Below are 14,113 nucleotides of genomic sequence, written 5' to 3'. Positions count from 1 at the left end.
TCGGTTTCGACCATCCCCTGCCCGGGGAGGGTGGTGGTCATGTCCGACCACCAGGTGAGCTTGCTCCGCTCCTCGTAGGGAAAGTCAAACAGCGTGGCCAACATCCGGGTGGTGAGCTCGATGGAGACTCGCTCCACCCAGTTGAAGGGCTCCCCCACTGGCAGATTGTCCAGCACATCACGAGTGCGCTCGCGTATGACCGGTTCAAATTCCCGCAGCGCTTCCGCGCCCACCGTGGGACTGACGGTCTTACGCTGCACATCGTGCTTGGGCCGGTCCATGGCGATAAACATCGGTAGCTGAAAATCATCGTCCTGGTCGCGGATAGTGATCGCAGGTTCGGACGAGAAGGTCTTGTGCGAGGTGTCCACGGTCATGATGTCTTCATAGCGGGTAATGGACCAATAGGGGCCAAACTCGCTTTCGGCGCAGAAGTGTACTGGCGCCTCATCGCGGAGGCGTTTAAACCATGGCCAGTGAACATCCGCTTCAAAAAGGTAGGGGTTGGAAACGTCGAGCTTGTCCAGGGGTACAGAGTAGGGATCTACGTTGACCTGATCCGGATCGTGCTCGGGGATTTTTGGAGAGGAGGGTGCCGGTGCATTCATGGTAGGTATCTCTTGTTGTTTTGCTGCGGGTGATTGTAAGCAAAGTTATGCAAGACGGCTATGCCCTCAGGGAAGGGGCTAAAGAATACTGTCTGAGTGCTGATTCCCACGGGTGATGGATGTTTTTCCCTCGGCGCTCATCTTCGTCGCGCGTCTGGGTTTATCATGGGGGCGGCGTAAGCAGACCGACGAGCGGAGTATCATGACGAGCAAAAAAAGTGGCACAGCGATTTGGGATGCCTTGCGACAGGAACAGGCAGCTCTTGCCGATGTACCCACGCTCAGACTCTTTGATGCCGAAGGTGAGCGCGCTCGGGACTTTTCCCTTGAGGCCGCAGGCCTCTACCTGGATTATTCCAAGAACCATGTTTCCCGCGCTGCGGTGGACCTTCTCCTGCAGCTGGCGGAGGCCTGCGAAGTCCCCGATAGCATTGCAGCGATGTTCAATGGCGATCGAATCAATGGCACGGAGCATCGGGCGGTTCTCCACACTGCACTGCGCGACCGCTCAGGACGGGAGCTGGTGGTTGATGGCGAAGATGTCTGCGCTGTCGCCACGCGGGAGCGGGACCGCATGCTCTCTTTTGTCGAGGATATCCACAGCGGTCAGCGTTTGGGTGCGACGGGCAAGCCGCTCACCACCGTGGTCAATATCGGTATCGGTGGTTCCGACCTGGGTCCGGTGATGATCGTTGAAGCCCTGCGCCCCTATTGGATCGTCGGACGACGGAGTTTTTTTGTCTCCAACGTGGATGGACAGCACCTGGGTGACACTCTGGCGCAGCTGGATCCCGAGACAACGCTGTTTATTGTGGCGTCAAAGACCTTCAGCACCCAGGAAACCATGACCAATGCGCGAAGTGCCCTTGATTGGTTTCTTGCCCAGGGCGGTACCCGAGAAGGCATAAAGGATCATTTTGTAGCGCTGTCGACTAATCAGGCCGCTGTGGAGGCTTTTGGCATCGCTGCCGACAACACCTTTGGATTCTGGGACTGGGTAGGCGGTCGTTACTCGCTGTGGTCTTCCATCGGTCTGTCTATTGCGCTTCAGGTGGGTAAGGCGGGTTTTCTTGAGCTCTTGGACGGCGCATTTGCCATGGATGAGCACTTTCGTCATGCCGCCCTTGGCGACAATATGCCGGTGCTCTTGGCGCTCATGGGCATCTGGAACCGAAACCTGGAGGATATCGGGGTACATGCGATTCTTCCCTATGACCAGCATCTGCACCGGCTTCCCGCCTATTTACAGCAGGCGGACATGGAGTCCAATGGTAAGTCGGTGTGCCTCAATGGACAGGGTCCCGCCCTGAAAACCGGGCCAGTTATTTTTGGCGAGGCGGGCACCAATGGTCAGCACGCCTTCTACCAGTTGCTACATCAGGGCACGGATCTGGTGTCCTGTGATTTTATTGGCGCGGTGAACTCCCAGCAGGAGCTGGGTGATCATCATCCCAAGCTTCTGGCGAATCTACTGGCTCAACCCCGGGCCCTGATGTGCGGTAAATCTCTGGATGCAGTGTGCAGTGAGCTGGCCGCGCAGGGCATGGATGCAGACGCCATAAAAATGCTCGCTCCCCATAAGGTTTTTGAGGGTGATCGACCCAGCAACACGATTCTCATGGACCGTCTGACGCCCGGGCGCCTTGGCGCGCTGGTGGCGCTGTATGAGCACAAAATATTTGTACAGGGGGTGATCTGGGACATCAATTCCTTTGATCAATGGGGGGTGGAGTTGGGTAAGCAACTGGCCAGCGAGCTACTGCCTCTCATCGACGATTCTTCGAGCCCGGTGCAGGTAGAGGTAGAGGGAGAGGGAGGGCTGGATCCGTCTACTGTGCAGTTGCTGCACTGGATACGCCGTCATCGTCGCTCCTTCTGAGAGCCACCGCCTGGGAGGGGTAGCTACTACCATCGTCGCATTGCGGCCGTTCCGTTGCATCGCTAGGCTCCCGGAAAGGCCACGGGAAGGACTCCACCCTCATGACAATAACCCTTGATTGGATGCAGGAAGCGCGGAATATCTATTGGTACGAAGCGCCCACCCGCTTGTTGGACGACTCCCGCCCGCCGTTCTATCGCTGGTACCCCGACGGTGTGACCAACGCCTGTTACAACGCCCTGGATCTGCACGTGTCGGAGGGGCGTGGGGATCAGACTGCGCTTATTGTGGACAGTCCGGTGACGCAGCATCAACGCAGCTATAGCTATGAGCAATTGCTGGACGCGGTGGCCCGCTGCGCTGGCGCCATGGCGGCGCAGGGTGTGTCCATGGGAGACCGCGTGTTGATTTACATGCCTATGATCCCGGAAGCGGTGATCGGCATGCTCGCCTGCGCTCGTTTGGGGGCAGTGCATTCGGTGGTGTTTGGTGGCTTTGCCAGTAACGAACTCGCCGTGCGTATCGATGATGCCGCGCCCAGGCTGATTCTCTCGGCGTCCTGCGGCATTGAGCCCAGCCGCGTTATTGCCTACAAGCCGCTCCTGGATGACGCTATTGAGCAGTCGGTGCACAAACCCCATTGCTGCATCGTGGTTCAGCGTCCGGAGCTTCAGGCGGAGATGGTCGAGGGGAGGGATCTTGCCTGGGGGACTGCCATGGCGGCAGCCTCGCCTCACGATTGTGTCCCTGTGCCGGCAAATCATCCTCTCTACATCCTCTACACCTCAGGCACCACAGGACAACCCAAAGGGGTTGTGCGCGATACTGCCGGTGGCATCGTTGCGCTGAAATGGAGTATGCAGAGCATCTACAACGTAGCGCCCGGGGAGGTCTTCTGGGCGGCGTCCGATGTGGGCTGGGTGGTGGGACACAGTTATATCGTCTACGGCCCATTATTCAACGGTAACACGACCCTCCTTTACGAAGGCAAACCGGTGGGCACGCCGGATGCGGGGGCGTACTGGCGTGTGATCGAGGAGCATAATGTCAGTGTGCTGTTCACTGCGCCCACAGCTTTTCGGGCTATTCGAAAGGAGGACCCCGATGCGGCGTTGATGGCTGATTATGATCTCAAGGGTCTCAAAGCCCTGTTTCTGGCAGGAGAGCGTTGTGATCCAGACACGCTTCACTGGGCCGAGCAGCAGCTGTCCGTGCCTGTGATTGATCACTGGTGGCAGACGGAAACCGGCTGGCCCATCTGTGCAAACTGCCTGGGGATCGAGGCCGTACCTGTGGTAGCCGGGTCCCCGGCGCGCGCCGTACCGGGGTACGACGTGGTGGTGCTTGATGAGCAGGGTGAGCTTGTGGGGCCTGATACTATTGGCGCCCTTGCCGTGCGCCTGCCCCTGCCACCGGGTACCTTCACCACGCTATGGAATGCCGATGAGCGTTTTGAAAGCGCCTATTTTTCACGTTACCCGGGCTTTTATGAAACCGGTGATGCGGGCTATATCGATGCCAACGGCTATGTGTTTGTCATGGCGAGAACCGACGATGTGATTAATGTGGCGGGTCATCGCCTCTCCACCGGCGCCATGGAAGAGGTACTGGCCGCCCATCCAGATGTCGCTGAGTGTGCGGTGATTGGCGTGGCGGATGCTCTCAAGGGGCAGCTTCCCCTGGGGCTGATGGTTCTTTCCGACGGAGTGTCCCGCCCTGAGGGAGAAATTGTCTCGGAGGTAATCGCGTCTGTGAGGGAGGTAATCGGCCCCGTGGCGGCCTTCAAGCAGTGCTACATTGTTAAACGACTACCAAAAACCCGTTCGGGAAAGATACTCCGCGGCATCATGCGCAGTATTGCCGACGGTGAGTCTTTTAGGGTGCCCGCAACCATTGACGATCCCGCTATCCTCGACGAAATTAGCGCTGCCATCGTCAATCGCTGATCCCCGCCAATTCTGTCCTTCAGCTGTAATTTCTTTGTCATTTCTTTGTCATTTTTGTGACACATAAGTGTCACATTTCGCCGTTATGGTGCACTCATTCTTTTTACTGGGCTTGCGGTCATGAAATTTCGCAGTGCATTTTTTACTTCTCTGGTAGCGGTGGTGGTAAGCCTGCCGAGCCAGGCGCTTACCCTGAGTTCCGTTGAACTGAGCGCGGCACAGCATTTGGGCTGCGTGCTTGCCGACGACGCCTTGGGTTACCTTAACGAAGATCAGTTCAATACTCGGTTTGACGAGGCTGTTGGCGATTTGTCCGATGCACAGGTTGATGTGATTTACGCCAAGGCTTTGGGGTACATCGATGGCCTGCTGTTTGGCGTGTCCTCCGGCGATATGGACATTGCCAATCGTCGCCTGGAGTCCTTCAGCAACAGCGAGACCTGTGCCTATGGCGCTCAGGCGGTAAGCCGGACCGTTTCGTTGTAATTTTTTTAGAGCAGGGTGATCCGATAGCTCTCAGGGGACCGTATTCTGTCTGAGTAACGCGCAAGCGTTGCGGTAAACACCATCTCTCCCCCAGATGGATGTATATTTTAACCCGACCTGTTGGTCGGGTTTTTTTTGCCTGATGTTTCGCTCCTACTTCGCTGACTGTCTGAGTCGCGGCTGGGTCCTTCGGTATTACTATGTGATGCTGCATGATCCCCCCGGGAGGCTTCTGCGTAAGGTCAGCAATCAATCGATTTGGATGTGTTTATGCGCTTCACCCGGCATCTCATGTTGCTCACTTCCCTTGCGCTGGCTGCGCTGCTGTCGGCTTGCAGCAATATTTCTGTGGAAGATTATGCAGGGGAAGAGCCCACCTTTGAGCCGGAACGGTTCTTCGATGGGGCACTGGTTGCCCGGGGCGTCCTGAAGGATCGTGGCGGCGAGGTTATCCGTCGTTTTACCGCCGACATCAACGCTTACTGGACAGACGGAACCGGCATCCTGGAAGAGGACTTTGTATTTGATGACGGAGAGGAGAGTCGTCGGGTGTGGACGCTGACGCCGGCGGGTGACGGGGTGTATGTGGCCACAGCCGGCGATGTGGTGGGAGAAGGGCGTGCCAGCGTTGCGGGTAACGCGATGTTTCTAGATTATGTGCTACGGGTGCCCTATGGTGATGGCACCATCGACTTGAAAATCGATGATCGCATGTATCTGCTCACACCGGACGTTCTCATCAACGAGTCCCAAATGCGTAAGTTCGGATTCCGCGTGGGCGAAATCGTGCTCAGCATCGAACGCCTGGATCCGTCTGCCTGATGTCCATGCGTTTGATGCAGGCCCTTGGGATCGCCGGGCTGACACCGTTTATCGCCGCGTCTCTTGGGGTGATGTTTCTCGATGACCTGCTATTGGCATTGTCCCAGCGCAGCTTTCTTCTCTACTCTACGGCGATCCTGTGTTTTTTAGGCGGTACGTTGTGGGGAGAAACGCTTCCCGAGCCTACCGTGGGGCAGGGCGCAGCCATTTTTATCAGTAACGGTATTGTACTGTTTGCGGTATTGGCGATGTTGACGGCGCAGCCATTGTTGGCCGCTTTGTTGCTGATGCTGGGGCACCTAGCACTGCTCTGGTACGAGCGCCAGCTCCCCCACCGGGCCCCCTGGTACACCCGCATGCGCAGCTGGTTGACCTTCACGGCAGTGATTACCCATCTGATGTTCGCCACAGGCTTGACCATGAGGGCGACATCCTAGATCCGGTCGCGTTGCGGAAAGCGCAGGTCGGGCGCTAGACTCGCCTATGAATTTCTCGGAAACAGTTTCCATGAAGTACTGCGATAGTGCATTGGAAGCCGTGGGCAACATTCGTAGCGGCGAGTACATTTGGTCTCATTCCATGGCGGCCACGCCGGTACTTCTCCTGGATGCCCTGGCGGAACATGCCACCTCCTGCAGAGACATTACTCTGATGCAACTCCACCTTGAGCACGCGGACAAGGTGACGGCACCGGAGTTGCAGGGCCATCTCCGCCACCGCTGTTTTTTTGCGGGAAAGGAGACTCGCAAACTGATCAATGATGGAAGGGCCGATTACGTGCCTATGTTTCTCTCCGAAATTCCCAAGCTTTTCCGAAAAGGCGAGCAGCGGGTGGATACCGCATTGATTCAGGTGTCTCCTCCCGACAGGCATGGCAACTGCTCCCTGGGTATCTCCGTGGAAGCGACCAAGGCGGCCTGCGATGTCGCGGACAGAATTGTCGCCCACATCAATCCCCTCATGCCGCGCACTCATGGTGACAGTTTCATCAACGTGCGGGACATCCACAGCGCCTTCCAGCAGCCTGAGCCGCTGATTAACGTGGGCATTAAGGGAAGCACAGACATCGAGAGTCGCATTGGGGCGAACGTTGCCAGCCTGGTTGACGACGGTGCCTGTCTGCAGATGGGCATCGGTGCGATTCCCGATGCGGCGCTGCGCTGCCTGGGTGACCGCAAGAACCTGGGGGTTCACACGGAAATGTTTTCTGATGGGGTGCTACCGCTATTGGAATCGGGTGTTATCAACAACGCCAACAAGAAAATCGCCATGGGCCGGAGCGTTACCGGATTTACCATGGGCAGCGATGCGCTTTACGCCCATGTCCATGACAACCCGGAAGTGACTTTTCTCGATATCGAGTTTGTGAACAACCCCACGGTGATTGCCAAGAATTCACGGGTAACCTCCATCAACAGTGCTTTGCAGATCGACCTTTCGGGGCAGGTCTGCGCCGACTCCATTGGCCATCAGATTTATTCCGGCGTTGGAGGGCAGGTCGACTTCGTTCTGGGGGCAACCTATTCGGAGCATGGCAAATCGATCATCGCGCTTCCCAGTACTGCGCAGAAAGGCGCGTTGTCGCGTTTGGTCACGACCCTTGCAGCGGGTGCCGGTGTGGTTACCACCCGTGCCCAGGTCGACTATGTTGTTACGGAATTCGGCGTGGCAGAGCTTCGGGGACGATCTCTCGGGCAGCGAGCCAGGGATCTTATTGCTATTGCCCATCCGGACTTTCAGGAGTCTCTCTCCCGGGAGGCCCGGGATACCCTCAAACTTAAACTGTCCTAGCCGTCCTGCACTTCGGCTACTCTGCTTACTCTTGCTGCTCTTGCTGCTCTTTCTACACTCTGGCTACATACAGCCGCGCGAGCATGGACAGTAACGCTTTTCAGGCAAATATCTACAGGAGATAGGAATGCAACACATCTACGTCGCGAAACCCGGGGGGTTGGACAGCCTCGCCCTCGGTGAGTCCAGCCCTCGGGCCCCCGAGGCCGGCGAAATCCAGGTACGGGTGCACGCAAGCTCTCTGAACTATCACGACTATCTGGTGGCGACTGGCCTCCTCCCCGTGGACGACCTTCGTATACCCATGTCTGATGGTGCCGGTGAGGTGACTGCTGTGGGTGAGGGGGTCACGGGCTTTGCCGAGGGTGATCGCGTGATGAGCTGCTTTTTCCCCAATTGGGAGAGCGGCGGTGCAACATTAGAAGGGCTCCTCGGCGTACCGGGGGACCACGTGGATGGCTTTGCCAGTGAGACTGTGACCATGGCTGCCAGTGCATTCTCCCCAATGCCATCGCATATGAGCTTCGCTGAGGCTGCAACACTGCCCTGCGCCGGTCTGACGGCATGGCGGGCGCTGGTAGAAGAAACAAGTCTGCAGAGCGGGGAGTGGGTGCTTGTACAAGGCACGGGCGGCGTGAGCATTTTTGCCCTGCAGATTGCCAAGGCGCTCGGATGCAAAGTTTTGGCCACATCCTCAAGTGAAGCCAAGCTCCAAAAGCTCAAGGACCTGGGTGCCGATGAAGTCATTAATTATCGTGAGCAGCCCGAGTGGGGCCGTCAGGCGGCGGAGATTAGCGGCGGTGTCAGCCTGGTAGTGGAAGTGGGCGGACCCGGCACGGTCACCCAGTCTGTGCGAGCTCTTCGTGTTGGAGGCGCTATCAGCATGATCGGGGTGTTAACGGGGATATCCGGCGATGTGCCCCTCGCAGAATTTTTTCAGCGCAACGCAACCATGTCCGGCATCACTGTGGGCTCCCGTCATCATCAGGCCAATATGACCAAAGCCTTTGAGGAATGGGCGTTGCGTCCGGTGCTGGATCGCAGCTTTGCCCTGAGGGAACTCGCGGAGGCTTTTCGTTATCAGGAAAGCGGACAGCATTTTGGGAAGATTGGCCTGGATCTGAGCTAGGCGTCACTGCAGCCATCTACTTAAAGTCGGGGCCCGCCGGCCCCGCGGTGGTTGCGTAAATCAAGGCTGTTAGCGACCCTCGATTTCGTCAAGCTCCAGGTCTACGTTGTCAAAGGCACCTCCCTTGTTGAGGCGAATATGCAGCGACACGTTGTTCTTGGAGTCAGAGTACTCCACGGCTGTCTCCGCCGAGATAATGCCTTTTTCGTAGAGTTCAATAAGCGCCTGATCAAAGGTACGCATCTGATATTTGCTGCCCTGCTCGATAGTGCTGCGCAGTTCCGTAAGGTCCTGCTTGGTGATCAGGTCCTGCACCCTGGGCGTGTTGATCAACACCTCCATCGCCGCGCACTTGCCGCCGTCTATGGTGGGCACCAAACGCTGGGAGATGATGCCGCGAAGGTTCTGGGCAATTCTCACGACCTCGTTGCCCTGATCCTCCGGCGGGAAAAAAGTGATCATCCGTTCGAGGGCCGAAACTGCATTGTTTGCATGAAGCGTGGTCAGGCAGAGGTGGCCGGTGTTGGCAAACTTAAGGCCGAACTCCATGGTTTCATGGTCACGGATTTCTCCGAGCAGAATGACGTTCGGCGCGGAACGCATGGCCGAGCGGATGCCCGTGCTATAGCTTTCCGTGTCGACCCCGATTTCCCGCTGGGCGACTACCGAGCGTTTGTGACTGTGGAGGTACTCGATGGGATCTTCCAGGGTGAGAATATGCCCGGCGGCATTTGTATTGCGGTGGTCAATCATGGCGGCAAGGGAGGTCGATTTTCCGGAACCCGTGGCGCCCACCACGACGACCAGACCGTTTTTTTCCATGACCAGGTCGTTGAGTACGCTGGGTAATCCCAGTTCCTCGACCGTGGGGATGTCGTTGCGTACATAGCGAAACACCAGGGAGGTTTCGCCGCGTTGCCTAAAGGCAGAACCCCGGAATCGTCCAAGCTTAGGGACGCCCAGGCTGAAATCGACTTCGCCGTGTTCCTCGAACTCCATGATTTTTTTGTCCGAGGCAATGCTTCGAAAAATGTGATCCACCTGCCCGGCTTGCAGTTGCTCACCCAGCCAGGCGAAGCCGAAGGGGCCCTTAATGAGGATTTTTGCACCCGAGTGGAAGTAGATGTCCTCGCCGTCCTTATTGACCATCAGGGCCAGATAGGGGGCAATTTCGAGATTCATGTCGCTCATCGCTTACACCTCTGCTACCAAGTCTTTGAGTATCGCATTGCTGGTGTAGCGCGAAAAGCGTTCTTTACAGCTGGGGTGTATCGGGAGTTTCAGCTAGAATGCAAAAGTTTCCCCGCCTGTAGCTCAGCAGGATAGAGCAGCCGCCTCCTAAGCGGCAGGTCGCAAGTTCGACTCTTGCCAGGCGGACCATATCCATGGGCCGGGCCGCCACAGGCCCGGGCTCCTATTGAGGCTGTCCATGAGACGATTTTTTCTCGCTTACCTGGTTCCCACGCTCCTGGCCTTCACGCTGTCTGCACGGGCTGAAGTGACGCTATTGGAGCCTTCGCGGGTTTTTGACGGCAGAGATCTTCACGAAAACTGGATTGTCATGGTGTCGGACGAGACCATTCTCTATGCGGGCCCCCGTGGCAAAGCCCCAGCCGTTGCCGTCGATGACACCCGGGATCTGGCAGGGCAGACTCTGATGCCCGGGTTGATCGAGGGGCACTCCCACGTACTTCTGCACCCTTACAGCGAGACGCCCTGGAATGATCAGGTACTCAAGGAGTCAGAGGCTGAACGCGTCGTTCGGGCCGTAAACCATGCGCGGGACAGCCTTTTTGCCGGTGTGACGACCATGCGTGATCTGGGCTCTGAGGGCGCCGGCTATGCCGATGTAGCGGTGCGAGATGCGATTAATGGAGGCCTGATTCCCGGACCTCGCCTGATTGTGGCAGGTCGCGCCATTGTTGCCACCGGCAGCTATGGTCCGAAGGGCTTTCATGAGGGCGTTGATGTACCCCTGGGGGCGGAGACTGCAGACGGCTATGACGATCTGGTCCGGGTGGTTCGCAGTCAAATCGGTCGAAATATTGATTTTGTGAAGGTTTATGCTGATTACCGCTGGGGCCCTGAGGGCACCGCTGCCCCGACATTTTCCCTTGAAGAGCTTAAAACCATTGTCGATACGGCGCGAAGTAGCGGTCGTAGCGTCGCGGCTCACGCGTCCACTGCTGAGGCCATGCGTCGCGCGGTGCTAGCCGGGGTCGAGACCATCGAACACGGAGATGGTGCAACAGCGGATGTGTTGCGCCTTATGAAAAAGCATGGCGTCGCGCTGTGTCCAACGCTGGCTGCGGGGGATGCGATCTCGCAATACCGTGGATGGGAGAAGGGCACGAATCCCGAGCCGAAGCGCATTACCAGAAAGCGCGAATCTTTTCAGGCTGCTCTCGATAGCGGTGTTGCTATCTGTTTTGGCGGCGATGTGGGCGTTTACCCCCACGGGGATAACGTTCGCGAGTTAGAAATGATGGTGGATTACGGCATGGAAGTGAGAGATGTTTTACATGCTGCGACGGCGGGGAATGCAAAGCTGTTTCATCTCAGCCAAACACTGGGGAGTGTAAAAAGCGGCATGCTTGCCGATCTGATATCAGTCCGTGGCAACCCCGCGGAGGATGTCTCCGCACTTCGTGAAGTCTACCTGGTGATGAAGGATGGCGTGATCTACATGCCCCCTCAGGTGCCTGGCGCTTATTAGTCAGCGGCAGGTTTCTGCGCAGGTTCCGCCGGTACCGACAAACGCCGCGCGCTGCCGATATTGTCCAGGATTAGGACGCCGCTTTCACTCTGATTAAAGTCCAGGCGAAGGCTGCGCACGTCTTCCAGTGAAAGCGACGGGTTGATCTTCTTAAAGGCTGCGAAGGGAATCTCAACGTACTGCAGCACTGGCTCCCAGAGCGCGTTGTATTGCTCCTTGTTGCGTTTCTCGTTCTTCAGGTACTGGACGCGTACCGGTGGTATGAGCTGCGCGAAATCCGAAACCTGTACGGTCGCTTTCTGACCACCGCCCAAAAGGCTCATGCTGAAGTCGGGGATAGTCGGCGCCGCAGAGTTATGAGCATCCTCCTTGGCAGAGGATGCGCCCGGCAGTCTCTCCAGGGAACCGCTCACCGCGAACACCAGGGAACGCTCCGCGGTAATCAACCCGGCATCAAGGTTGCTGATGGCGTAGCTGGCCCCGGGGGCATCCCAGCCCAGGACCACGGCGTTACTGCCCTGGAGCCGCTTGTCTCTATGTAGCAGCGCCTCCTCTCGCCACAGAGCAAGATTCTGGGTGCTGATGCGGACGCCGTCCTCACTACCGGTCGCCGCATCAATGTCTTCTTCAAAATCAGCGATGGTGGCAAAGCTTGAATCCATGAACTGATGAACGTAGCTGTGTTTTGGCAACCAGGAAGCCAGGGCACGGGGATCCTTCAGGTAGCTCATGAATCGGGCGTCATTGTGCAGGGACGCCTCCAAAAAGGCCGAGATATAGATTCTGGCGGCCTCGCGCTGGTCTTCTCCAGGAATAATGGGTGCTGCGTTCAGGCGCCAGGCCCCCGGTGGGGAGTAGTCGTAACGTCCCCATCCGGAGTTGAACTGGCCATGGTTCGCGCCGTGCAGATAGACCCCCGCCTTGAAATGGTAGTCGGCATTGCTGAGGCTGATGCGGTTCATCTGGCGGAGCCCGTGATAGGCGGGTTCATCGCTGTCATAGCTGCCATGGATGGTAAAGAAGTCCACGTCCCTCAGTTGCAGACGGCGGTGATAGCGTTGATCTACCTGGGCGATGGCAACCAGTGCCCGAATATTAAAACCGTAGTCAAAGGCAACGGTGGCATCATCGGGGAAATGACTGAGGCGGTTAAAGCTGTGGGCAATCGATACCGCCTCACCGCCGCGGGAGTGGCCCACGAGCGCGATATTGTTCATGTCAATTTTGGTGGCAAAGGGGTGACCCGGCCTCTGGTTCCAGTCGCGCCACTGGGCCAGATGTTCTAGAAGCAGCCATCCCCGGGCGGCCATCTCTTTCCCTTGAAAATCGCCGGACCAGCTACCGTTGATGTAGTTCTGATCGACGGATACCGTGATAAAACCGCGACTGGCCAGAAGCTCCCCAAGATAGGCATAACCATCGTCGGAGTAATCTTCCATGCCATGATTGCCGTGGACGATGAGCACCAGGGGAAAGGGCCCCTCGCCCTCCGGCATCCAGACGCGGCCGTTGAGCGGCGCTTGATCGAGGCCAAACCCCCAGTAGGATTCGCGCATGCGTTTTTTCAGGGACACCCACTGGGGCAATAGTTTGCGGGCATCGACGGTGCGGCTATGGATATCCCGATCGCTGCCGAACTCCGGGCGTCGTGGATTAGCGCCCGCGCCATAGGTCAGCGCCTGTACTGTAAAGCTGCCGGGAGCCCCCGGATGGCCTGATTGGCGTGAAGAGTCCAGAGAGTCAGCGGTAGTCAGAAGCTCCGGGAAGGCACCGTCATCGGGGTAGGGATTGCCGCCGTCACTCATCAAGGACCACAGGGTCCCCGCACTCATCGTCACAAGCACCGCCGCCAGGAGAAACAGCAGGCTGCGATGCGCGGCTTTTACAAGCACCAGGTGCTTCTTCCACAGCAGCAGGATGATCCCAGCGAGTGCCCCGATGGTGAGCACGAGGCCTGTGAGTGAGCCAAAGGACAGGGCATCCCGGGAGAGATCAATCTGCCATTTGGGGTCGTCCAGCAGTGTTCTTGCGATGCTCGCGGGACTGTTGCTGTTCAGATACCACAGCGCAAGCACCGAGCCACCGACAAGGCTTAGCGCCGCAAAAGGCATGCTGTGGGTCACCTTCAGGACTAGGGCGATGAAAATGGCCCCAGTGATGACCGCCACAATCCCGAGACCAAAACCCAGGAAAAACTCCGTGAAGTTTCCAAGGCCCGTATCCATCAGTGCGACGTTGATCGCACTCAGGAGCACTACCGCGATGCTTACGGTAAGCGAGCTCACAAGCCAAAAGCGGTCGCCATGCCGCGAAAGCTGTCGTTTCATATTGCTCTCACTACTTGTTGGCGGTTTTAACGAGGCTGTTATCGGAGTCGTTGTCGACTATAAAAACCTGGCGCATCTTCACATCCAATGCCGTGGAGATGGCGGTAGCTTCGCCGCTTTGAGGGTCGGGGTAGGCGTCCGCAAAGCGACGCAGGGCTTTGTATAGCGAGATACCTGAAATCTGACCGTTACTCAGGTGGTGCGTGGAGTCGTTGCGAATGAGCTGGTAATACCAGGCATCGATATCTGCATAACCCGCCACAAGGCCTGTGGCGCCCTCGGGGGTCAGCGCCAACTCGAAACGCAGGTCCCGAATAATCTGCACTGAGGGTACGTTGAGGTTCATCCATGGGATGATGACCTCATCGATGGGCGCTGTGCTCAGGACGCCGTCGTCGATGCGACCGCT

The 14,113-nt window shown here is 57.5% G+C and carries 10 protein-coding genes, 1 tRNA gene and 2 pseudogenes; 9 read left to right on the top strand and 4 right to left on the bottom strand.

Going from position 1 to position 14,113, the window contains the following annotated elements; translation table 11 throughout:
* A pseudogene (locus tag ACTG3T_RS03545) lies at nt 1–608 on the bottom strand (cytochrome P450); the annotation flags it as partial.
* A 202-nt stretch (nt 609–810) separates the two neighbouring features.
* Between ACTG3T_RS03545 and pgi the strand changes: the two are divergent.
* From pgi to ACTG3T_RS03510, 7 genes are all read left to right on the top strand, one after another.
* Nucleotides 811–2,487, top strand: coding sequence for a glucose-6-phosphate isomerase (pgi, locus tag ACTG3T_RS03540; RefSeq protein ID WP_439100885.1), 1,677 nt, complete (start codon nt 811–813; stop codon nt 2,485–2,487).
* 101 nt (nt 2,488–2,588) lie between these two features.
* Nucleotides 2,589–4,433, top strand: coding sequence for a propionyl-CoA synthetase (locus ACTG3T_RS03535; protein ID WP_439100884.1), 1,845 nt, complete (start codon nt 2,589–2,591; stop codon nt 4,431–4,433).
* Between the two features lie 120 nt (nt 4,434–4,553).
* On the top strand, nt 4,554–4,919 hold the full coding sequence (locus ACTG3T_RS03530) for a hypothetical protein (protein WP_439100883.1): 366 nt from the start codon (nt 4,554–4,556) through the stop codon (nt 4,917–4,919).
* A 264-nt stretch (nt 4,920–5,183) separates the two neighbouring features.
* Nucleotides 5,184–5,741: a DUF3833 domain-containing protein gene (locus ACTG3T_RS03525; protein ID WP_439100886.1), complete on the top strand. Its 558-nt coding sequence runs from the start codon at nt 5,184–5,186 to the stop codon at nt 5,739–5,741.
* A complete protein-coding gene (locus ACTG3T_RS03520; RefSeq protein ID WP_439100882.1) occupies nt 5,741–6,178 on the top strand; it encodes a DUF3429 domain-containing protein in 438 nt (145 codons plus the stop codon). Before ACTG3T_RS03525 ends, ACTG3T_RS03520 begins: the two co-directional genes overlap by 1 nt.
* A gap of 70 nt (nt 6,179–6,248) precedes the next feature.
* Nucleotides 6,249–7,532, top strand: a complete 1,284-nt coding sequence (locus tag ACTG3T_RS03515; RefSeq protein WP_439100881.1) for an acetyl-CoA hydrolase/transferase family protein — start codon at nt 6,249–6,251, stop codon at nt 7,530–7,532.
* A 127-nt stretch (nt 7,533–7,659) separates the two neighbouring features.
* Nucleotides 7,660–8,661 (top strand): zinc-dependent alcohol dehydrogenase family protein, encoded by a 1,002-nt coding sequence (locus ACTG3T_RS03510; protein WP_439100880.1) that lies wholly within the window; start codon nt 7,660–7,662, stop codon nt 8,659–8,661.
* A 69-nt stretch (nt 8,662–8,730) separates the two neighbouring features.
* Here the strand turns inward: ACTG3T_RS03510 and ACTG3T_RS03505 are convergent, their stop codons facing one another.
* Nucleotides 8,731–9,852: a PilT/PilU family type 4a pilus ATPase gene (locus tag ACTG3T_RS03505; RefSeq protein WP_439100879.1), complete on the bottom strand. Its 1,122-nt coding sequence runs from the start codon at nt 9,850–9,852 to the stop codon at nt 8,731–8,733.
* 112 nt (nt 9,853–9,964) lie between these two features.
* Here ACTG3T_RS03505 and ACTG3T_RS03500 point away from each other — a divergent pair.
* Together ACTG3T_RS03500 and ACTG3T_RS03495 are read left to right on the top strand one after the other, a co-directional pair.
* Nucleotides 9,965–10,041: transfer RNA gene (locus ACTG3T_RS03500), tRNA-Arg, on the top strand.
* A 49-nt stretch (nt 10,042–10,090) separates the two neighbouring features.
* Nucleotides 10,091–11,377, top strand: a complete 1,287-nt coding sequence (locus tag ACTG3T_RS03495; protein ID WP_439100878.1) for an amidohydrolase family protein — start codon at nt 10,091–10,093, stop codon at nt 11,375–11,377.
* Here the strand turns inward: ACTG3T_RS03495 and ACTG3T_RS03490 are convergent.
* Both ACTG3T_RS03490 and ACTG3T_RS03485 read right to left on the bottom strand, forming a co-directional pair.
* A complete protein-coding gene (locus ACTG3T_RS03490; RefSeq protein ID WP_439100877.1) occupies nt 11,374–13,704 on the bottom strand; it encodes a hypothetical protein in 2,331 nt (776 codons plus the stop codon). The genes ACTG3T_RS03495 and ACTG3T_RS03490 overlap by 4 nt on opposite strands.
* A 10-nt stretch (nt 13,705–13,714) precedes the next feature.
* A pseudogene (locus ACTG3T_RS03485) lies at nt 13,715–14,113 on the bottom strand (hypothetical protein); the annotation flags it as partial.

This window comes from Congregibacter sp. (assembly GCF_965660375.1).
GTDB lineage: Bacteria > Pseudomonadota > Gammaproteobacteria > Pseudomonadales > Halieaceae > Congregibacter.
The sequence above is the reverse complement of the archived record's forward strand: the minus strand, read 5'-3'. Positions and strand labels throughout refer to the sequence as shown.

Excerpts from the sequence above, each read along its gene's own strand:
- ACTG3T_RS03530 (WP_439100883.1), top strand. The coding sequence starts at position 4,554 with ATGAAATTTCGCAGTGCATTTTTTACTTCTCTGGTAGCGGTGGTGGTA.
- ACTG3T_RS03490 (WP_439100877.1), bottom strand. The coding sequence starts at position 13,704 with ATGAAACGACAGCTTTCGCGGCATGGCGACCGCTTTTGGCTTGTGAGC.
- ACTG3T_RS03495 (WP_439100878.1), top strand. The coding sequence starts at position 10,091 with ATGAGACGATTTTTTCTCGCTTACCTGGTTCCCACGCTCCTGGCCTTC.
- pgi (WP_439100885.1), top strand. The coding sequence starts at position 811 with ATGACGAGCAAAAAAAGTGGCACAGCGATTTGGGATGCCTTGCGACAG.
- ACTG3T_RS03510 (WP_439100880.1), top strand. The coding sequence starts at position 7,660 with ATGCAACACATCTACGTCGCGAAACCCGGGGGGTTGGACAGCCTCGCC.
- ACTG3T_RS03520 (WP_439100882.1), top strand. The coding sequence starts at position 5,741 with ATGTCCATGCGTTTGATGCAGGCCCTTGGGATCGCCGGGCTGACACCG.
- ACTG3T_RS03505 (WP_439100879.1), bottom strand. The coding sequence starts at position 9,852 with ATGAGCGACATGAATCTCGAAATTGCCCCCTATCTGGCCCTGATGGTC.
- ACTG3T_RS03535 (WP_439100884.1), top strand. The coding sequence starts at position 2,589 with ATGACAATAACCCTTGATTGGATGCAGGAAGCGCGGAATATCTATTGG.
- ACTG3T_RS03515 (WP_439100881.1), top strand. The coding sequence starts at position 6,249 with ATGAAGTACTGCGATAGTGCATTGGAAGCCGTGGGCAACATTCGTAGC.